At 68.8% G+C, this 18,099-nt stretch carries 12 protein-coding genes; 8 read left to right on the top strand and 4 right to left on the bottom strand.

The genetic code is table 11. From position 1 onward, the window contains the following. The first annotated feature begins 23 nt into the window (after positions 1–23). Genes Q0D93_RS00325 through Q0D93_RS00290 form a run of 8 tightly spaced genes read left to right on the top strand, consistent with a single transcriptional unit; the run spans position 24 to position 12,266 of the window. Positions 24–2,243, top strand: a complete 2,220-nt coding sequence (locus Q0D93_RS00325) for a hypothetical protein (protein ID WP_294389728.1) — start codon at positions 24–26, stop codon at positions 2,241–2,243. Continuing rightward, a complete protein-coding gene (locus tag Q0D93_RS00320) occupies positions 2,224–3,303 on the top strand; it encodes a GSCFA domain-containing protein (RefSeq protein ID WP_294389725.1) in 1,080 nt (359 codons plus the stop codon). Before Q0D93_RS00325 ends, Q0D93_RS00320 begins: the two co-directional genes overlap by 20 nt. Beyond that, entirely contained in the window at positions 3,300–4,058 is a 759-nt protein-coding gene (locus Q0D93_RS00315) for a hypothetical protein (RefSeq protein WP_294389723.1), read from the top strand. The genes Q0D93_RS00320 and Q0D93_RS00315 overlap by 4 nt, the downstream gene beginning before the upstream one ends. Further along, the gene (locus Q0D93_RS00310; protein ID WP_294389718.1) at positions 4,051–4,968 is read left to right on the top strand and encodes a hypothetical protein; all 918 of its coding nucleotides are present in this window, start codon (positions 4,051–4,053) and stop codon (positions 4,966–4,968) included. The genes Q0D93_RS00315 and Q0D93_RS00310 overlap by 8 nt, the downstream gene beginning before the upstream one ends. Positions 4,969–5,012: 44 nt before the next feature. Further along, the gene (locus Q0D93_RS00305) at positions 5,013–6,197 is read left to right on the top strand and encodes a sulfotransferase family protein (protein WP_294389715.1); all 1,185 of its coding nucleotides are present in this window, start codon (positions 5,013–5,015) and stop codon (positions 6,195–6,197) included. Beyond that, positions 6,197–10,084: a glycosyltransferase gene (locus Q0D93_RS00300; RefSeq protein WP_294389713.1), complete on the top strand. Its 3,888-nt coding sequence runs from the start codon at positions 6,197–6,199 to the stop codon at positions 10,082–10,084. The genes Q0D93_RS00305 and Q0D93_RS00300 overlap by 1 nt, the downstream gene beginning before the upstream one ends. Further along, the gene (locus tag Q0D93_RS00295) at positions 10,081–11,049 is read left to right on the top strand and encodes a M23 family metallopeptidase (protein ID WP_294389709.1); all 969 of its coding nucleotides are present in this window, start codon (positions 10,081–10,083) and stop codon (positions 11,047–11,049) included. The genes Q0D93_RS00300 and Q0D93_RS00295 overlap by 4 nt, the downstream gene beginning before the upstream one ends. Then, the gene (locus tag Q0D93_RS00290; RefSeq protein WP_294389704.1) at positions 11,049–12,266 is read left to right on the top strand and encodes a glycosyltransferase; all 1,218 of its coding nucleotides are present in this window, start codon (positions 11,049–11,051) and stop codon (positions 12,264–12,266) included. The genes Q0D93_RS00295 and Q0D93_RS00290 overlap by 1 nt, the downstream gene beginning before the upstream one ends. Before the next feature lie 296 nt (positions 12,267–12,562). Here Q0D93_RS00290 and Q0D93_RS00285 read toward each other — a convergent pair whose 3' ends face one another. The 4 genes from Q0D93_RS00285 to Q0D93_RS00270 all read right to left on the bottom strand — a co-directional run bounded on the left by Q0D93_RS00285 (position 12,563) and on the right by Q0D93_RS00270 (position 18,090). After that, complete coding sequence (locus Q0D93_RS00285) at positions 12,563–13,840, bottom strand: calcium-binding protein (RefSeq protein ID WP_294389700.1); 1,278 nt, start codon at positions 13,838–13,840, stop codon at positions 12,563–12,565. Positions 13,841–14,161: 321 nt separating this feature from the next. Continuing rightward, positions 14,162–14,914 carry a sulfotransferase domain-containing protein gene (locus Q0D93_RS00280; RefSeq protein WP_294389669.1) on the bottom strand — a complete coding sequence of 251 codons (753 nt, stop codon included), beginning with the start codon at positions 14,912–14,914 and terminating at the stop codon, positions 14,162–14,164. A gap of 24 nt (positions 14,915–14,938) precedes the next feature. Beyond that, positions 14,939–16,333, bottom strand: a complete 1,395-nt coding sequence (locus Q0D93_RS00275; RefSeq protein WP_294389667.1) for an HlyD family type I secretion periplasmic adaptor subunit — start codon at positions 16,331–16,333, stop codon at positions 14,939–14,941. Further along, the gene (locus tag Q0D93_RS00270; protein ID WP_294389664.1) at positions 16,333–18,090 is read right to left on the bottom strand and encodes a type I secretion system permease/ATPase; all 1,758 of its coding nucleotides are present in this window, start codon (positions 18,088–18,090) and stop codon (positions 16,333–16,335) included. The genes Q0D93_RS00275 and Q0D93_RS00270 overlap by 1 nt, the downstream gene beginning before the upstream one ends. Positions 18,091–18,099: the final 9 nt, after the last annotated feature.

Below are 18,099 nucleotides of genomic sequence, written 5' to 3'. Positions count from 1 at the left end.
GCCCGGCTCGCTAAGCAGCGCGCATGGCTCTGTTCGCCCTGTGGCATGACGATGCGGCGTCGCCCGCACACCCATCGGCCGGGCTGCACGCGCGCCTGACCGAGGCCGCGCATGTGGTTGCGGAACGACGGCGGCAACTCGCCATCGTCACGGCGCGAGGCAGCTGGCAGCTGTCGACCTTCGCCACCGCAAGTCACTTCTATTCGGCCGAGGCGCAGGTGTGGTGCACGGCCGAGCAGGCGTGCGTCATCCATGGCCTGATCTGGCGCGCGAACGGCGAACGCGGGACGTTGCTGGACGCGCGGGCGATCGCAGCCTTGCTGGACAGGCCGGGCGCGACGCTGCCCAACGATATTGCGGGCGAATATGCGATCGCCCGGATCCATCGCTGCGGCACGGTCGAGCTGTTCGGTGATCCCGCCGGCCTGCACCAAGTGTTCCGGGACGAAGATGGCCGGCTGGTGGCGGCGAACCGCGCCGCTTTTGTCGCGATCCTGGCCGCAAGGGAGGAGCCGGGGCGCGAGGCGGCCTTGTGGCTGACGGCCATGGGCTATCGCGCGGGCGAGGCGACCGGCTGGGCCGGCGTCACCCAATTGCGTCAGGGGCGGCGGCTGACCCTGATCCCCGACCGGGCCGCAGGCTGCGAGGCGGCCAGTTCCCCCCTCCTGCCCCCACGGCGGGGCTTCGATCCGGCATTGCTGGATCATGGCATCGCGCAGGCCAAGGCGGCCATTCGCATAGCTACCGGGGACGGGCCGGTGGACCTGCCGATTACCGGCGGCAAGGACAGCCGGGTGGTGTTGGCGCTCGCTTTGGCGGCGGGCCTGGGCGATCGCCTGACCCTGTTCACGCGCGGCTATCCCGATCATCCGGACGTGGTGGCCGGACAGCGTATCGCGGCGGCGGCAGGCCTGCCCCACCGGCGCGAGCCGCCGCTCGGGTCGGACATGCCGGCCGACCTCGACGCCGCCGCCTTTCTGCGGGTGCTGGGGACGATCGCTTACCAGGCCGATGGCGGCATGGGGGGGTGGGACAATATCGCCGGGCTCCATCCCGGCCGCGACAGCCTCATCAGCGGGCATTTCGGTGAGTTGCTCAAGGCCTATGCCAGGCGGCCGGTGGATGGGCCACTCGACCCCGTGGCGATGGTGCGGTTGCAGGGGCCGTTCGACCCGCTGGACCTGCTGCGCGAAACGGCCCGCACGCGCCTGAGCGACATTCTCCACACGCAGATGGACGCGCACCGGGCCGCCGGCGCGCGGGAGGGCGACCTGCCCGACCTGTTCTACTGGCGCAATCGCATCCCCAACTGGCTGGGCGGAATACGCGGCATCAAGTCGTTCGAGCGCCAGCCGGTGCTGCCGCTGGGGGTACCGGCGCTGCGGCAACTCGCCTTCGCGATGACGCCGGACGAGAGGCGGATGGAATTGGCGCATTTCCGCATCGTTGAACGCTGCGCGCCGGGCCTGCTCGCGATTCCCTTCGCCCACCAGACGTGGCACGCCGCACTTGCCGATGCACCGCGCCCGGACCCCTTGTTGACCCGCGCCGGGGCACCGCTGTTCGGCAGCTGGCAATGGTCGATCAACCGCAATCCGGCGGTACGGCAGGCGCTGAGCGCGCTGTTCGGCGGCATCGACATTCCCCTGTGGGACGATGTGGACCGGCCCCGCTTGCTGGCTTTGCTGCGCGAGCGGCGGTTCGATTATCTGGAGGGGATCAGCCTGCTCGGCCTGGCCGTCGCCGCCCTCCACCAATCCGGCCGGATCGAGCGGCGCAAGCTGGCTCCGCTTGCGCCCGTCCCGCCCGGCCATGCACAGGATGCGCCCGACGCGCCCGTCCGCACGCACGGCCATGTCGATGCGGTAATGGTCGCCGAACGGACCGCGGACGGTCTCCGCATGACCAGCGAGGCCGTGGTGACGGTCAGCGGCTGGGCGCAGGCGCCGGATTGGCCCGGGGCCTCGCCGGTGGTCGAGGCGGTGGGGGACGATCGCCCGATCGCCTCGGCCGAGGCATCACTGGCGCGTCCCGACCTGGCGCAGGCGGGGATCGGCAACGGGCGCTACGGCTTCTCGCTCAGCATCGACGCGGCCAGCCTGGCCGGGGCCGCCGGACTGACCATCCGCTGTCGCAATGGCGACGCGCTGGCGGGCGGGCGCCTGACGGTGGAGCATTATCGCGCCGGTTGCCTGGAACCGTCCGACGTGGAAAGGCGCGGCGATGCGCCAGACGCCCTATAGCGATCTTCCCGACGCGGCCTACTGGCGGCGGTCCGTTGCCACGGCCGGATCCGGGGTCGATCCGATCGCGGGCGATGTCCCGCCCCTCTCCCCGCAGGATCGCATCGCCACCGCCGGCAGCTGCTTCGCGCAGCATGTGGCGCGGCACCTGGCGGCGTCGGGATACCATTATCTGGTCACCGAAACCGCGCACCCGATCGTGCCGGAGGACGTGGCGCGGGCGGCTGGTTACGGGGTTTATTCCGCGCGCTACGGCAACATCTACACCACCCTGCAACTGGTGCAGCTGTTCGACCGCGCTTACGGCCGGTTCACGCCAGTGGAGGATGTCTGGCCCCTGGCGGACGGCAGCGGCGTGGTCGATCCGTTCCGCCCGACGATACAGCCGGGCGGCTTCGCCTCCGAAACGGAGATGCGCGCAGACCGCCTTCATCACCTGGCCAAGGTGCGGGAGGCGTTGGAGACGCTGGACGTGCTGGTCTTCACCCTGGGCCTGACGGAATGCTGGGTCAGCCAAGAGGATGGGGCCGCCTTTCCGCTCTGCCCCGGTGTGGCGGGCGGGATGTTCGACCCCGCGCGTCATGCCTTCCGCAACCTGCGCACGGGCGAGGTGCGCGAACACTTGGGCGGGTTCATCGACCGGCTGCGTTCGGTCAATCCGCGCGCGCGCGTGATCCTGACCGTGTCGCCGGTGCCGCTGGTGGCGACCGCGTCGGGCAACCACGTCCTTGCCGCCACCACTTACTCCAAGTCCGTCCTCCGCGCCGCCGCGCAGGAAGCGGCGGAGGATCTGGCTGACGTCTGGTATTTTCCATCTTACGAGATCGTCACCGGCCCGCAGGCGCGCGGCCGCTTCTTCGCCGACGACCTGCGCGAGGTAACGGAGGAAGGCGTGGCGCAGGTGATGCGCACCTTCCTGCGGCATGTCGGCGGCCCGGCGGCGGAAAGCGCCCCGAACGGCACGCCCGCCCCCGCCGCCGATGCGCACACCGCCACCGTCGGTGACTGGGTCAAGACCATGTGCGACGAGGTCATGCTGGACCAGGCGGAACGGCCATGACCACGTTGTTTGTCGGCCAGAGCCATGTTGGGGCTATCCGCGCCGCGCATCAGGCCCGCCGCGCGACCGGCGGCAAGTTCAAGCGAACGCGCGGTATCCACACGCTGGAACAAGGCTACGCCCCCGAAATGGAGGGGATGGACGACCCCGCCACCGCGCGCTTCGGACCGCTCTTGCGGGCGGAACTGGAACAGGACATTGCGCTCTACCGCCCGCGCCTTTTTTCCATGATGGGGGGCAATGCGCACAATGCCCTGGCGCTGATCCGGCATCCGCGCGGCTATGATTTCCGGTTGCCGGGAGAGGAAGCGCAAGGGCCGCCGCCGGAGGACCAGGCTGAGCCGGTGCCGTTCGCCCTGGTCTCTACCACGCTGGAGCGGCACTTGGAGCTGGATTTCCTGCGGCTGCGGATGCTGCGCGACGCGGCGGGTGCATTCGTCCATGTGGAAAGCCCCCCGCCCGTGCGCAGCGAAACGCTGATCCGTGAACGGGCGGACGCCTTTTTCAAGGACAATGCCATCGACACGCTGGGCGTGGCGCCCGTCGGCCTGCGCTGGCGGATGTGGCGGCTCAACGCCCGGCTGTTCCGCGCGCAAGTGGAGAGCCTCGGCTGCCGCTTCATGCCGGTGCCGGACGAGGCGAAGGACGCGGACGGGTTCCTGCGGGAGGAGCTTGCCGGCGACGCCACCCACGGCAATGCCGATTATGGGCAGATCATCCTGCGCGCCGCGGAGGATCTGGTCGCGCGTGGCTGAACCGCTGGCGCTGGCGCCGTTCGCGGCCGGCCTGACCAACCAGAAGCTGGCCTTGCTGGGCCTGACATTGCGGGCAAGAGCCGAAGGCCGGCCGGCGGCATGGTCTCCGCTGCTCGATTACCATCCGGGCGCCGCCGACCATGGGTGTGTGCCCTTCGCAAGCGTGTTCGACGTGGCGGCGGTGACGGCGGCCTTTGCCGGCTTCGGCGTCCCCGTGGAACAGGGCGCGGCCGAGCAAGCCGATGGCGGCGCCCTGATGGGGATTGGCGGGGAGGCGATCGCCACCACCCGGCGCAACCGCGACGATGCCGGATTTCGGGACCTCTGCCGGATACTCGCCGGCATGAAACCGATGGCGGCGATTGCGGCTGCGGCGGCAGACACCGGGGCGTGGCTGCGCGAAAACGGGGTGCGGTGGGGGTGCCAGTTGCGGATCGAGCGCGACTGGCTGCACTGGACCGCGCTGCATCGCGCGGACAAGCGCATCAACCCCGCCGAGCCGCTCTATGTCGATTTCGCCACCATCCTTGCCAAGCTGGCGGGACAGGTCGAGCACGGGGCCACCCTCTACGTGACCTGCAACGAAGCCGACCTGCCTGTCGAGCGCGAGGAGATCGGCCGCCGCGCTTATGACGCACATCGCCTGACCATGCTGTTCCGCAGCGACGTGCCGCGGCCGTTCGTGCCCGCCGGTCTCCTGGCGGGCGCGGCGCTGGACTTCGCCATCGCCTCCACCCTGCCCTGCTTTGCCGGGCATAGCCGCTCCACCTTCTTCGGCGCGCTCGCGCTGACGGCGCATGGCGAAGGGCGCGACGCGCACTTCTGGCTCTACAATAATCGTGGCGCGATGCTGAAGCGGCGCACCGATCATGGCGCGTTCGTGCGACCATGGGCAGCCGCCAATCTTTGAGGCGATTGCTGGACCTGCCGCACCGCCGCCGCTAGTCCACCCCCATGAACCGCGCCGCTATCCTGGTCCTCGGCATGCATCGGTCCGGCACGTCGGCGCTCACCTGGCTGGTCGGGAAGATGGGCGCTGCCCTGCCGTCCGACGCGATCCGGCCGAGCGGCGAGAATGCGCGCGGCTATTGGGAGTCCGAAGGCCTGGTCAAGGCCGACGACCAGCTGCTGCGCGTGTGCCGGTCCAGCTGGTTTGATCCGCGCCCGCTCGACTGGTCGCGGCTGGATGCGTCGGCGCTGGGATCGCGCAAGGCCCGGATGCGCGAGGCGATCGAGCGCGGCTGGGGCACGGCACCGCTGATCGCCATCAAAGACCCGCGCCAGTGCCGCTGCGTGCCCGTGATCGTCGACGTGCTTGACGACATGGGGATCGCGCCACGCGCGCTGCTGATGCTGCGCGCGCCGGGCGAGATTGCACGCTCGCTCGAAAGCCGCGACGGCACCACCGCCGCGTTCGCGCAGCTGTTGTGGCTGCGGCACATGATCGACGCGGAGCGTGCCACGCGCGGCATGATGCGCGCAGTGGTCGATTATGATGGCATGCTGGCCGACTGGCGGGGCACGGTGCGCGCGATCGCACCGCTCGCCGGCCGCGACGGCTGGCTGCCCGAGGGAGCGGAGGCGGAGGAAATCGACCGCTTCCTCGATCCCACTCTGCGCCACCACAGCATCGTGGACAGCAGGCTGGAAGAGCCGCTGGCTGGTATCGTCGCGGCGGTGGACGGCGGGTTGCGGCAACTGGCCGAGCGGGACGATGCGGTGGCGTGGGCCCGGCTGGACGAGGCCTATGCCCGGCTGGACGCCGCGCCCTGGCTGGAGGGCGACATCGTCCATGACGAGCTGCGCCACCGCCGGGCGAGCGGTGATCCGGCTCCCGCCGCCGTGATCGCGCCGGAGCCGCAGGCAGCCCCCGCTCCATCCCCCGAGCCGGAGCGACCACGCCCCGCCCCCCTGCCCGACCCCACCGGCGATGCCGACCTGATCCGGTCGAGCAACCTGTTCGACACCGACTGGTATCTGGCGCGCTATCCCGAGGCGCGCGACAGCGGCATGGACCCGGTCGACCATTATGTGCGCATCGGCGCGCCCAAGGGCTACAATCCCGGGCCGCTGTTCGACACGCTCCATTATGCGCGCCAGATGGCGCAGCGCGAGGGCGGGAACGGCGCACCAAACTGATGCGCGCCGCCATCCACCTCCACCTCTTCTATCCCGACATTGCCCTAGACCTGATCGACCGGGTGGCCCGGCTCGGCCGCGCCGACATCGACGTGCTGGCGACCTATGTCGACGCGCTCGACCCGGCGGTCGACCGGGCACTGGACGCGATCCCCGGACGGGTCAGCCGCATCGCCGTGCCGAACCACGGCTGGGACATCGGCCCTTTGCTCCACCTGCTGCCGGTGATTGCGGAGGAGGGCTATGACGCAGTCTGCCACCTCCATACCAAGAAGGGCGACAGCGGCTTTGCCGAAAACTGGCGGCGCATGGGCTATGACGGGACGATCGCCGGCGAGCCGCTGGTGGCCGACATTCTGGCCACGTTCGACAGCCGCCCCGATTTGATGCTGCTGGGTGCGAAGTCGCTCTACAAGTCGGCCGCCGCGCACCAGTTCCGCAATGCGGAGATCATCTCCGCCCTCGCCCCCAGCATGCTGGCGCCGTACTTCCCGCTGGCGGACTGGGGCTTCTTCGCCGGCACCTTCTTCTGGGCACGCCCGGCCTTGCTGGAGCGGGTGGCGCGCGTGGCCGACTTCGGCGGCGACCATGGCGAGCGCGACGGCACCCAGGCCCATGCGCTGGAACGCCTGTTCGGCTTGGCGGCGATTGCCGACGGCGGCAGCGTCGGCACGGTGGAGGATGGAGCGATCGCCATCGCGCCCGCTCCCGGCTATCCCAGCCACGAACCGATCATCAACACGCTGGCCTTGTATCGCGGCCGGGACGGGATGCCGGCCGCGCCCGATGCGGAGCTGTCGTCTGCAATCGCAGCGCGCAATCCGCTGGCCGATTATCTCCGCCACGGGCGCGACGCCGACGCGCTCGATCCTAACCCTTACTTCAACAGCCGCTGGTATAATCGCGTCAACGGCGACGCCTTTGCCGCCGGCATGCACCCGCTCGACCATTACCTGCTCCACGGCTGGTCGGAGGAACGGTCGCCCGGACCGCTGTTCGACAGCCGGCACTACCGGCGCACCCACGCCGTCACCGGCGATCCGCTGCGCCATTTCCTGGAGGAAGGCGTCGGGCGCGGGCTATCGCCCGCCGCCGAGATCGTGAACGAGCCGCGCGATCAGCGTCCCCGCCGCTTCTACCGGCGGTTCGACGTGGAGGCGGAGGTGGCGTTCCTGCGCCGCATGGTGGAGCTTCCCGCGGCACTGATCGCGCGCGCCGGTGCGACCAAGGTGTCGGTGATCATGCCCGCCTTCAATCGGGAAGGGGTGATCGCCGCCTCCATCCGCTCGGTACTGGCGCAGACCCACGCCAACCTGGAGCTGATCGTGATCGACGACGGCTCCACCGACGGCACGGCCGACGAAGTGCGCCGCTTCCAGTCGGACCCGCGCGTTGTCCTGCTCGGCGGCGAGCATGCCGGCATCTCCGCCGCGCGCAATCTCGGCCTGGCGCACGCCACGGGTGAGATCGTCGCCTATCTCGACAGCGACAATCGCTGGAATGGCTGGTTCCTGGAGGTGATGACCCGGTTCCTGGCGGCGGACGGGCTGGACGCCGGCTACAGCGCCATCTCGCTCCGTGACGATGCCGGGCAGCTGACCGGCTATATCGGCGACCATTTCGACTGGGAGGCTTGCCTCGAACAGAATTACATCGACCTCAACGCCTTCTGCCATCGTCGCGCCCTGCTGGAGGAGGTAGGCGCGTTCGATCCCCGGCTGCGCCGCATGGTCGATTGGGACCTGATCCTGCGCATCGGGCGGGATCGTACGGTCGGCTTCGCCCCCTTCCTCGGCTGCGATTACTCGGACGCCAAGTTCACCAAGGGGCGGATCACCACCAGCGAGCCGGCTGCCTTCCTGCGCCTGGTCTGGACCAAGAACCGCCATGCCGTGCCGATCGGGTCGCCCGATTACATGGCGAAGCTGCGCCTGCGCTTCGCCATCAAGATCGCGGCACCGGAGGAGGAAAAGGACGCCTGGGGCGACTGGCACTTTGCGGAGTCGCTGGCCGATGCGATCCGGCGGCTCGGCCACGATTGCGAGGTCGATTTCCGCCACCATTGGCATGACCGCTCGATCGCGCACGAGGATGTGGTGATCGCACTGCGCGGGCTGATCCCCTACGAGCCGCGTCCCGGCCAATATGCGGTGATGTGGAACATCAGCCACCCGGATCAGGTCGGCTATGACGAATATGACCGGTTCTCGCGCGTCTATGTCGCGTCCAACTCCTATGCGGAGTTCCTGGATAAGCTGGTTGCGCCGCCGGTGACGCCGCTGTTGCAGGCGACCGATCCGGACCGCTTCCATCCGGTGGCGGAGGCAGAGCGGATCGCCGGGCCTTTGTTCGTCGGCAATTCGCGCGGAGTGGAGCGCGACATCGTCCGCTGGGCGATGGAGGCGGAGGCCCGGCCGGCCATCTATGGCGGCGGCTGGGAGGGGCTCGTCCCCGTCGACAGGGTCAAGGGCAGCAACGTCGACAATCGCGAACTCGGCCGGCTGTATGCCGGGGCCGACGCGGTGTTGAACGACCATTGGCCGTCGATGGCGGCGTTCGGCCTGTTGTCCAACCGGATGTTCGACGTGGTCGCGGCGGGCGGACGGCTGCTGACCGATCCCGTGCCGTCGCTTGCCGCCACGTTCGGGCAGGCGGCGGAGCAGGTGACCGGCGCGGCCGCGCTCCGTGCCGAGCTGGCCCGGCCGCGTCGCCCCGATCCGCGCGACGTCGCGGCGGTGGCGCAGCATCACAGCTTCGATGCGCGCGCGACCGTGATCGTGGGGGATGCGCTGACGGCGCTCGGCCTGCCGGTCGCATTCGAGCGGGGCGAGGCACGACCCCTGCCGAGCGCGCCTGCCGCGCCGCGTGCCATCCGGGTCCACATCATCGCGGCGCATGGATCGCACGGGCCGCAAAGCTCCGCCTTCATTCGCCTGGTCGCGCCGCTGACCGATGATCGGGTGGCGGGACGGGTGCGGCTCAGCCTGGCGCCCGCGTCCGATCCGGTGCCGCCGTGCGACATCTGCATCGTCCAGCGCGCCGCCATGCCCGACGTGGCGGCGGTGGACGGCCTGGTGCGAACGCTCGGCGCGATGAGCGCCGCGCTGGTGGTGGATGTGGACGACGCCTTTCTCGCGATCGGGCCCGACCATCCGGAGGCGGCCATCTACCGGCCGCTCAATGCCGCGATCGAGCGCGCCATCGCCGCCTCGGCCGAAAGCTGGTTCTCCACCGCGCCGCTGGCCCACGCCTACGCCCATGTCGCGCATCGCCATGCGGTGATGCCCAACGCGATCGATCCGCGCATCTGGCGCGACTGGCGGCATCCCCGGCCGGAGCCGTTCCACGGCGACAAGGTGCGGATGCTCTACATGGGCACGGCGACGCATGGTGCCGACTTCGCAATGATCCGGCCGGCGCTGGAGCGGCTGCATGAGGAACGGCGCGACCGGTTCGAGCTGACGCTGGTCGGCGTATCCCGCGATGTGGAGGGCGCGCACTGGCTGCGCCGCGCGAGTCCGCCGGCGGACGCGATCCCCTATCCCCGCTTCGCCCGCTGGCTGCGTGGTCAGGGGCCGTTCGACCTCGGCCTCGCGCCTCTGACCGACAGCGATTTCAACCGCGGCAAGTCCGACATCAAGCTGCTGGATTATGCGGCGCTGCGGCTGCTGCCGGTGGTGTCCGACTGCCCGGCCTATCGCGCCGATCCGGCGATGGGGCGACATGCTGTGTTCGCCGGCGACTGGTTCGAGACGTTGCGTCACGTGATCGACCATCGCGACGAGGCACGCGACATGGCCAAGGCGGCGCACGACCATCTGTGGGCGCATCGCACCGTGGGCGACAGCGCGGAGGCGATGGTCGCCCGGCTGGAGGCATTGCTGTGAGGGGCCGGGCGCTGCTGCCGCTCGCCCTGCTGGCGGCGGCGGCACCCGTGCCGGAGCCGCCGCGCCTGACCTTCCCGCTCGCCTGCGCGCTGGGCAAGGACTGCGCGATCCAGAGCTATCAGGATGACGATCCCGGACCCGGCGTGCGCGACTATCGGTGCGGCGGGCGCACCTATGCCGGCCATGGCGGCACCGACATCCGCCTGACCAGCATGGCGCAGCAACGGCGCGGGGTGAACGTGCTGGCGGCGGCACCCGGCGTGGTGCGCGGCATCCGGGATGGGGAGCCCGAAATGTCCATGCGCCGGCGCCCGGCGGGGGACATTGCCGGCAAGGAGTGCGGCAACGGCGTCGTGATCGCGCATCCCGGCGGGTGGCAGACGCAATATTGCCACATGGCGCGCGGCAGCATCGCGGTGCGGCCGGGACAGGCGGTCGCGACGGGCGCGGTGCTGGGCCGCGTCGGCCTGTCCGGCGATACCGAGTTCCCGCACCTCCACCTCAGCGTGCGGCACGATGGCGACACGGTGGATCCGTTCGCCTGGGGCGCCGCCGCCGGCCAGTGTCGCGGCGGCCGCAGCCTGTGGGCGAACACGCCCGCTTATGCGGAAGGCCACGTGCTGGTCGCGGGCTTCGCCGCCGGCCCGGTGACGATGGACGCGGTGCAGGAAGAGGGCGCCGGGCAAGTGCCGCCGCCCCGTCGCGACACGCCGCTGGTGGCGTTCGCGCAGGCGATCGGGCTGCAAGGCGGCGACGCGCAGCGGATGGTGCTGCGCGCCCCCGACGGTCAGGTGCTGGCGGACAACCGGGCGCCCCCGCTCGACCGCGACAAGGCGCAGGTAATCCTGTTCGCCGGCAAGAAGGCGCCGGCAGGCGGGTGGCCGGCGGGCACCTATCGCAGCGAATATCAGGTGATCCGCAGCGGGCGCGTGGCAATCGAGAGGCGTGACGCTATCACGCTGTGATGGCCAATATCCTGATCGTCCACCAGAACTTCCCCGGTCAATTCCCGCACATCGCCAACGCGCTCCGCAAGCGCGGGGACAGGGTCGCCGTGATCAGCGGCACGACCGCCAGGGCGCAGCCCGGCATCGACCTGCGCCGCTGGCGGACCGAGCGGGGCACGACCCAGGGCATCTATCCGCTGGCGATCCGGGCGGAAGCGGACCTGATCCGGGGCACGGCGGCGGCGCAGGCGGCGATGCAGCTGAAGCGCGACGGCTTCACCCCCGACGTCATCGTCGGCCATCCCGGCTGGGGCGAGACGTTGCTGCTGAAGGAGGTGTGGCCCGACGCGCGCATCATCCTGTTCGGGGAGCTGATGTATCGCAGCCAGGGCGGCGACATGAACTTCGATCCCGAGTTCGGCGGCACCGGTTTCGAGCGCGACGCGCGGACCCATGCCAAGAATGCGACGCAGGTACTGGCTTATGCCTGGGCGGACCGGATCGTCTGCCCGACCGGGTTCCAGGCGGCCTCCTTCCCGGCGGCATTGCAGCCGCTGATCCGGGTGGTGCATGAAGGCGTCGACCTGGACCATGCCACCAGGCGGCCGGGTGCCCGGCTGACCCTGCCCGGCGGACGCGTGCTGGACGGGTCGAAGCCGGTGGTGACCTATGTCGGGCGGACGCTGGAGCCGTTGCGCGGTTTCCACATCTTCATGCGGGCGCTGCCGGACTTCCTGTCGGCCTGCCCGGCGGCGGAGGTGGTGGTGATCGGGGAGGATGCCCGCCAGGGTTATGGCGCGACCCCGCCGGAGGGGCATAGTTGGAAGAGCTGGCTGCTGGCGGAGCTGGGCGATCGCATCGACCTGTCCTGCGTCCACTTCGTGGGCCGGGTGAGCCATGGCCAGCTGATCGACGCCTTCTCGCTGTCATGGGCGCATGTCTATTATACCTACCCGTTCGTGCTGTCCTGGTCGCTGGTGGAGGCGATGGCGTGCGAGTGCCTGGTGATCGCGTCCGACACCCCGCCGCTGCACGATGCGATTACCGACGGCGTGGAGGGACGATTGCTGCCGTTCTTCGACACGGGCGCCCTGTCGCAGGCCCTGACCGAAGCCTGCCGCCACCCGGACCGCTTCGCCGCGCTCCGCACCGCCGCCCGCACCCGCGCCCTTGCAGGCTTCGATCGCAGCCACGGCACGGCCGAATGGCTCAGGATGATCGACGAATTGTTGTGATACCCGCCGCCGGCGGCCGATCTGGCCTCCGGTTGTCTGGAACATGCATGGCGGGCAGATAGATGAGCCACGATGACGCGGCTGCGTAGCCAAGGCCCGATGTGGCTATGATGCTGCCGGCGGGGGGGGGCTTGAGCGCAGGATAAAGCGACACTGTTCCCGGTCTTACGCCGTTGCCGGTGCGAGCGCACCATTTCCGCCCGAGCTGATCGATCGACCGCGCCACAGCGCCGGACGCACATACAAAAAGAGCCGACCCTTTCGGGCCGGCTCTCCTTGAGCAATCAACGATCGACTTAGACGAAGTCGGCGTTGTCGAGGTTTGCAGCGGTCACGCCGGTCAGCTTGATAGCCGAGTCGATCGTGGAGCCGGCGGTCAAACCGTCGTTGTAGAACAGGTAGGTGTCGGTGCCGACCTGAACCGCAGCAACGTTGTTCGTCGAGTTCGCCTGGCTGAGGAGACCCTGAGCATAGGCGAGACCGTCCGTCGCGCTCGCCGACGTCGTCGTGCCGACGATCAGGCTGACCGCCGTGGCGCCGAGATCGATCGTGTCAGCGTTCGCCGCGAAGTCGGCAATCGTATCGACCAGACCGAAGTTCGCGCTGCCCGGAGCCGCGTTCAGGTTGGAGCTGGCGGCATCGTCGACTGCGAAGACGAAGATGTCGTTACCAGCGCCGCCGCTGAGCGTGTCGAAGCCAGCGCCACCGGTCAGCGAGTCGTTGCCCGCATCGCCGAACAGCATGTCATTGCCTTCGCTGCCAACCAGCGTGTCGTTGTCAGCACCACCACGAACGGTATCATCGCCGAGACCGCCAGTCAAGCTGTCCGTACCGCGGTTGCCCTGCAGGTAGTCCGCACCAGCGCCGCCGTCGATGACGTCGTTGCCCTGGCCACCGTACAGACGGTCATTGCCGGCTTCACCGTTGATAATGTCATTACCGGCATTACCCTGAACGTAGTCGTTGCCCGCGCCGGCGTTGATCGAGTCATCGCCATCAACAGCGCCTGCCGTCGTCGTGACCGCATTACCGTAGATGTGATCGTTGCCGCTGCCACCGGTGATGGTGTCATTGCCCGCGCCACCCATCAGGTAGTCGGCTTCGGTCGCCAGGTTACGCCCAGTCGCGGTCGAGGTGGTGCCGATGATGGCGTCGTTGCCGTCGCCACCCCACAGCGTGTCGCTCGCCAGGCTGTTCGTTGCGGTGATGGTGTCGTTGCCGGCAAGACCGAAGTACAGGTTGCCCGTACCAGCAGCGTAAGCGCCCGTCGTCGCGTCAGTCGCAAACGTCGAGGTTGCAGCCGTATCCGGCGTGGCGGCATCGTTCGAACCAAACGCAGCGGCACCAGCGTTCTGACCGAAGAAGGTCAGCGTCTCGTTGGAGAATGCCGACGCCAGGAAGGTACGGGAAACGTCGTCCTTCGTGATCGTGATGGAGGCGTTGTTCAGCCCGCCGCCCTGGTTGAAGCGAACGTCCAGATCCTGAACACCGCCGTCGAGAAAGAACAGGCTGTCGCTGGTGCTGAAGGCCGCTGCCTGCGCATCCGTAATCCGCTCAAAAAGATAATTCGCCATTTAAGCCTCCAAATGAACCTTTCAGTCCGGGCGTAACAGTTTGCCCCCACCTCCCCTAAGGTGGTTGGAGGCGCCCTCCGCCCATGCCTAACCACACCTAGGTGCAATCAGCGCAAGCGAGCGCAGTCGGATACTTAGCCAAGCTTCCAAACCCGCGCAACTCATATCGCTCACCGTTCGTCGCGGTAAACAGCGCCAGATGCCCCGGAAAAAACCACGAAACCCGACGTAGAAGCTTGTACGCGGAGAGCCGCATACAGGTTCCCTCAATATGAAGCACGACCCTGCTTATAGATAGTTAACATTCGACTTTGCCCTGGATCAGTCCAGGAGGTGCGGCTGACCGGCAAGCGCATGAAAGCGCGCCATCTCCTCGACGTAATGCCGTTGCAAAAATGACACGTCACTTGCGGTCAATGTCGAAGGATAGGTGATGTCCGCCGCCGGATGGGAGATTTGGGGCGCGGCGGGAACAATCGGGGCCGGGATGCCGAGAAAGGCGCTGATTCGAGCGATCACCTTGGCAGGATCGCGGCGCAGCTGTTCCGACCCGAGCAGCAGCAGCTGATCGCGCGGGAAGGCCCGCAGCAGACGCGCCAGCTGCCGCCCGTAATAGCCCCGCTCGACATAACTATAGACGCGGTGAAAGCCTGGATAGGGCGCACCCGCCGCCATGCGGGCGCGGCCTTCGCGGATGCACCAGCCGAAGGGCTCCGTTTCCTTGCGCTTGGCATATTCCATCTTCCAGTGCGACCAGGCGCGCTCCACGGGATCGCGGAAGATGCAGATCAGCTTCATCGCCGGATTGTAGCGGGCGATCCGCTCCACCGCGTTGGGCCAGTAGAGGTAGATCGGCGTCGCCTCCCCCCACAGCCGGCCGTCGTCGCGGAACAGCGCATGGTAGGGCGCGTAATCGGGCGCGGTCCAATCCACCCGCTCTTCGTCGTCGAAGAAATGCGCTTCCTTGACGGGCGGGAGCTGCACGCCGGGCAGCTCCGCCAGGTAATCGAACAGGGCGGTGGTGCCGCCCTTCTGCACGCCCGCGACCAGGAAGGAAACCTTGCCCCCGCTCACCGCCCGACACTCACCGCCTTACCCTCACCGCTCACGCAAAGCGGAGCGCATCGCCTCCGTATAGGGCCCGAGCAGGTAGTCGAGGATGGTGCGCGATCCCGTGACGATGTTGACATGGGCCTGCATACCAGGCGTCAGGCGCATCCCTTCGCCCAGGCGCGCGACCTCCGCCGCATCCACCCGCACCTCGACCTGGTAGAAAGGCTGGCCACCTTCCTTGGCGGTGGCGGCATCGGCGGACACGGTGGCGACATAGCCGTCGGCGGGCGGCGTGGTGCGGGGGTTGAAGGCGGTGAAGTTCACCTCCGCCTTCATGCCCGGCGTGATGCGGGCAATATCCTCCGGCCGCACCTGCGCCTGGATCACCAGCGGGGTGCCGGTGGGCACGACCTGGAGCAACGTCTCGCCGGGCTGGGCGACGCCGCCTTCCGTATATTGGGTGAGGCCGAAGACGCGGCCGTCGGCGGGCGCGCGGATCACCGTCTGCGACAGTGATTCGGAGGTGGCGCGCAGCTTGGGCGCGGCGTCGGTCAGCTTGTCCTGCGCGGCGCGGATGCCGGTCGCGGCCTCGTCCGCGCGCTTCTGTTCGAGCTGGGCGAGCTGGATGCGGACATTGCCGATCCCCTGTTGCGTCCGCGCCATGTCGGCGGTGAGCGATCCGCGCTGACCGGTCAGCTGGGCACGGCTCCGCTCCAGCGCCAGCACGCGGGTCTTGGGCGCGTAGCCGAGCTGGTTGAGTTCGCGCACGCCGCCAAGCTCGTCCACGATCGTGGCGGACTGGGCGTCGGTCGCGGAGGCCTGGGCGCGCAGGCCCTGAATCTGGGTCTGCATCTGCCCCGCCTGCCCGCGCAGGGCATCGGCCTGGCTACGGTAGAGCAGCATCTCGGATTCGAACAAGGCGCGCTGGCCGGCGATCAGCGCGGCCACGCGCGGATCGCCCTGGCGCGACAGCAGGTCCTGCGGGAAGCGGATATCGGGGGCGTTGGCCAGCATGGCCTGGAACCGGGCGATGTCGGCCAGCGCGCTGTCATATTGCGCCTGCCATACGTCCACGGTCGCCTGGACCTGCACCGCGTCCATGCGCATCAGCACCTGTCCACGACGCACCGCCTGGCCCTCGCGCACCAGGATCTGGCGGACGATGCCGCCCTCGCGGGTCTTCAGCACCTTGCTGTTGTTTTCGACCCGCACCGTGCCCTGCGCCACCACCGCGCCCTGAAGCGTGGAAAAGGCGGCCCAGATCAGCAGGCCGAACACCAGCACCAGCACCACGATCGACCCGGCCAGGATCGGGCGGCGCAGGCGGACGCGGATGATGTCGCTTTCGGCCGCGTTCAGCTCCGCAAAGCCCGGTTCGGGCAGAGCGGGCACGTCGGGCTCGCGGCGCAACTGGCGGATGATGTCGCGGAAGCGGCTCATCACTGGGCCTCCTTCAGGGCCGGGGGTGTTGCCGCCGGCTTGGGCGCGGGGGCGTTGGCTTTCGAGATCTTGGCCAGCACCTCGTCACGCGGGCCATATTCGGTGATCAGGCCGTTCACCAGCACCAGCGCCTTGTCGGCATGGCGGAAGGCGGATGGCTTGTGCGAGATCAGCACCACGGTGGAACCCCGCGCCTTGATCTCGCCCAGCGCCTTCATCAAAGCCGCCTCACCCTCCGCATCCAGATTGGCGTTGGGTTCGTCCAGGATCAGCAGCTTGGGCTCCCCGAACAGGGTGCGGGCCAGGCCGACGCGCTGGCGCTGGCCGGCGGACAGGACCATGCCGCCCTCGCCCAGCTCGGTCTCATAGCCGTTGGGCAGGCGCAGGATCAGGTCGTGCGCATTGGCCAGCTGGGCGGCGGCGACCACCTGCTCGTCGGTGGCGTCGGCGCGGAAGCGGGCGATGTTGTCGCGGACGGTGCCGGAAAACAGCTCCGTATCCTGCGGCTGATAGGCGACGTGGCGGCCGAAATCCTCGCGCTCCCACGTATAGACGTCGGCGCCGTCGAGCCGGACCGCACCCGTATTCGGCTTCCAGATGCCGGCCAGCAGGCGCGCCAGCGTCGACTTGCCGGCGCCGGACGGGCCGACCACGCCGACGAACTCGCCCGGCTGGATCGCGAAGCGCAGGTTGGTGAGGACCAAAGCCGGCGCACCCATCGGCGCGAAGCTGACCCCCTCCACCGTGACGCGGCCGGCGGGAACCGGCAGCTTGGTCAGAGGCTCCGGCGGCTCATAGTCGAGCAGCACGGTGTCGAGCCTTTTGTATGATTGCCACGCCTCGAACAGGCCCTTCCACGATCCCACGATCCGCTCCACCGGCGCCAGCGCGCGGCTGGACAGGATCATGTTGGCGAACAACAAACCGGAGGAGATGGAGCGGTCCATCACCAGCAGGGCGCCGACCGCGATGATCGCGATCTGGATCACCATGCGGATGTAGCGGATCGTGTTGCCATACACGCCGCCCGCCCGCTCGGCCGCATTGGCGGCGGACACGGCCTTGAACCGCTCGCGCGACCACAGCCGGCCCAGGGTGGGCAACATGCCGAGCGCCCGCACGACTTCGCCGTTGCGCAGCGCCGCGTCAGTGAAGCCGTAGCTGGCGATCTGCGCCTCGCTCGCTTCTTTTAGCGCGCCGCGGCTGGCGCGGTCTTGCAAGATGGCGAGGATGATCAGGATCACGCCGCCGACCAGCGTCACCGCGCCCACCGCCGGATCGATCAGGAACAGCACGATCAGGAAGACCGGCAGCCACGGCAGGTCGAACAGGATGTTGAGGCTGGCCCCGCCAAGCGCCGCGCGGACGGTATCAAGGTCGCGCAGCGCCTGGGCGCGGGTGCCGCGACGGCGGACGACCGCGTCGAACAAGGCGGCAAAGGTGCGGCTCGCCACCTGCTGGTCGAACACCACCGCAAAGCCGCTCAACACCTGCGCGCGGTAATAATCGATCACGGACGAGATCAGGAACACGAACGCGCAGCCGAAGGTCAGCACCCACAGGCTGGCGGCCGACTGGCTGGGCAGCACGCGCGAATAGACCTGGTTGGTGTAGATCGGCAGCGCGATGTACAGCATGTTGGATACAAAGCTGAACAAGGCCGCGAAGCCGATCGGCCCCAGACCGAGGCGGAGCGCGCGCGCCAGCGGGCTCGCCATCGGTTTGGACGCGCCGGGAGGAAGAGGTCTCTTAGCCATTGATTTCGT

The sequence above is a fragment of the uncultured Sphingomonas sp. genome (genome assembly GCF_934560975.1).
Taxonomy (GTDB): Bacteria; Pseudomonadota; Alphaproteobacteria; order Sphingomonadales; family Sphingomonadaceae; genus Sphingomonas_I.
This window is presented reverse-complemented; position numbering and strand designations above follow the sequence as displayed.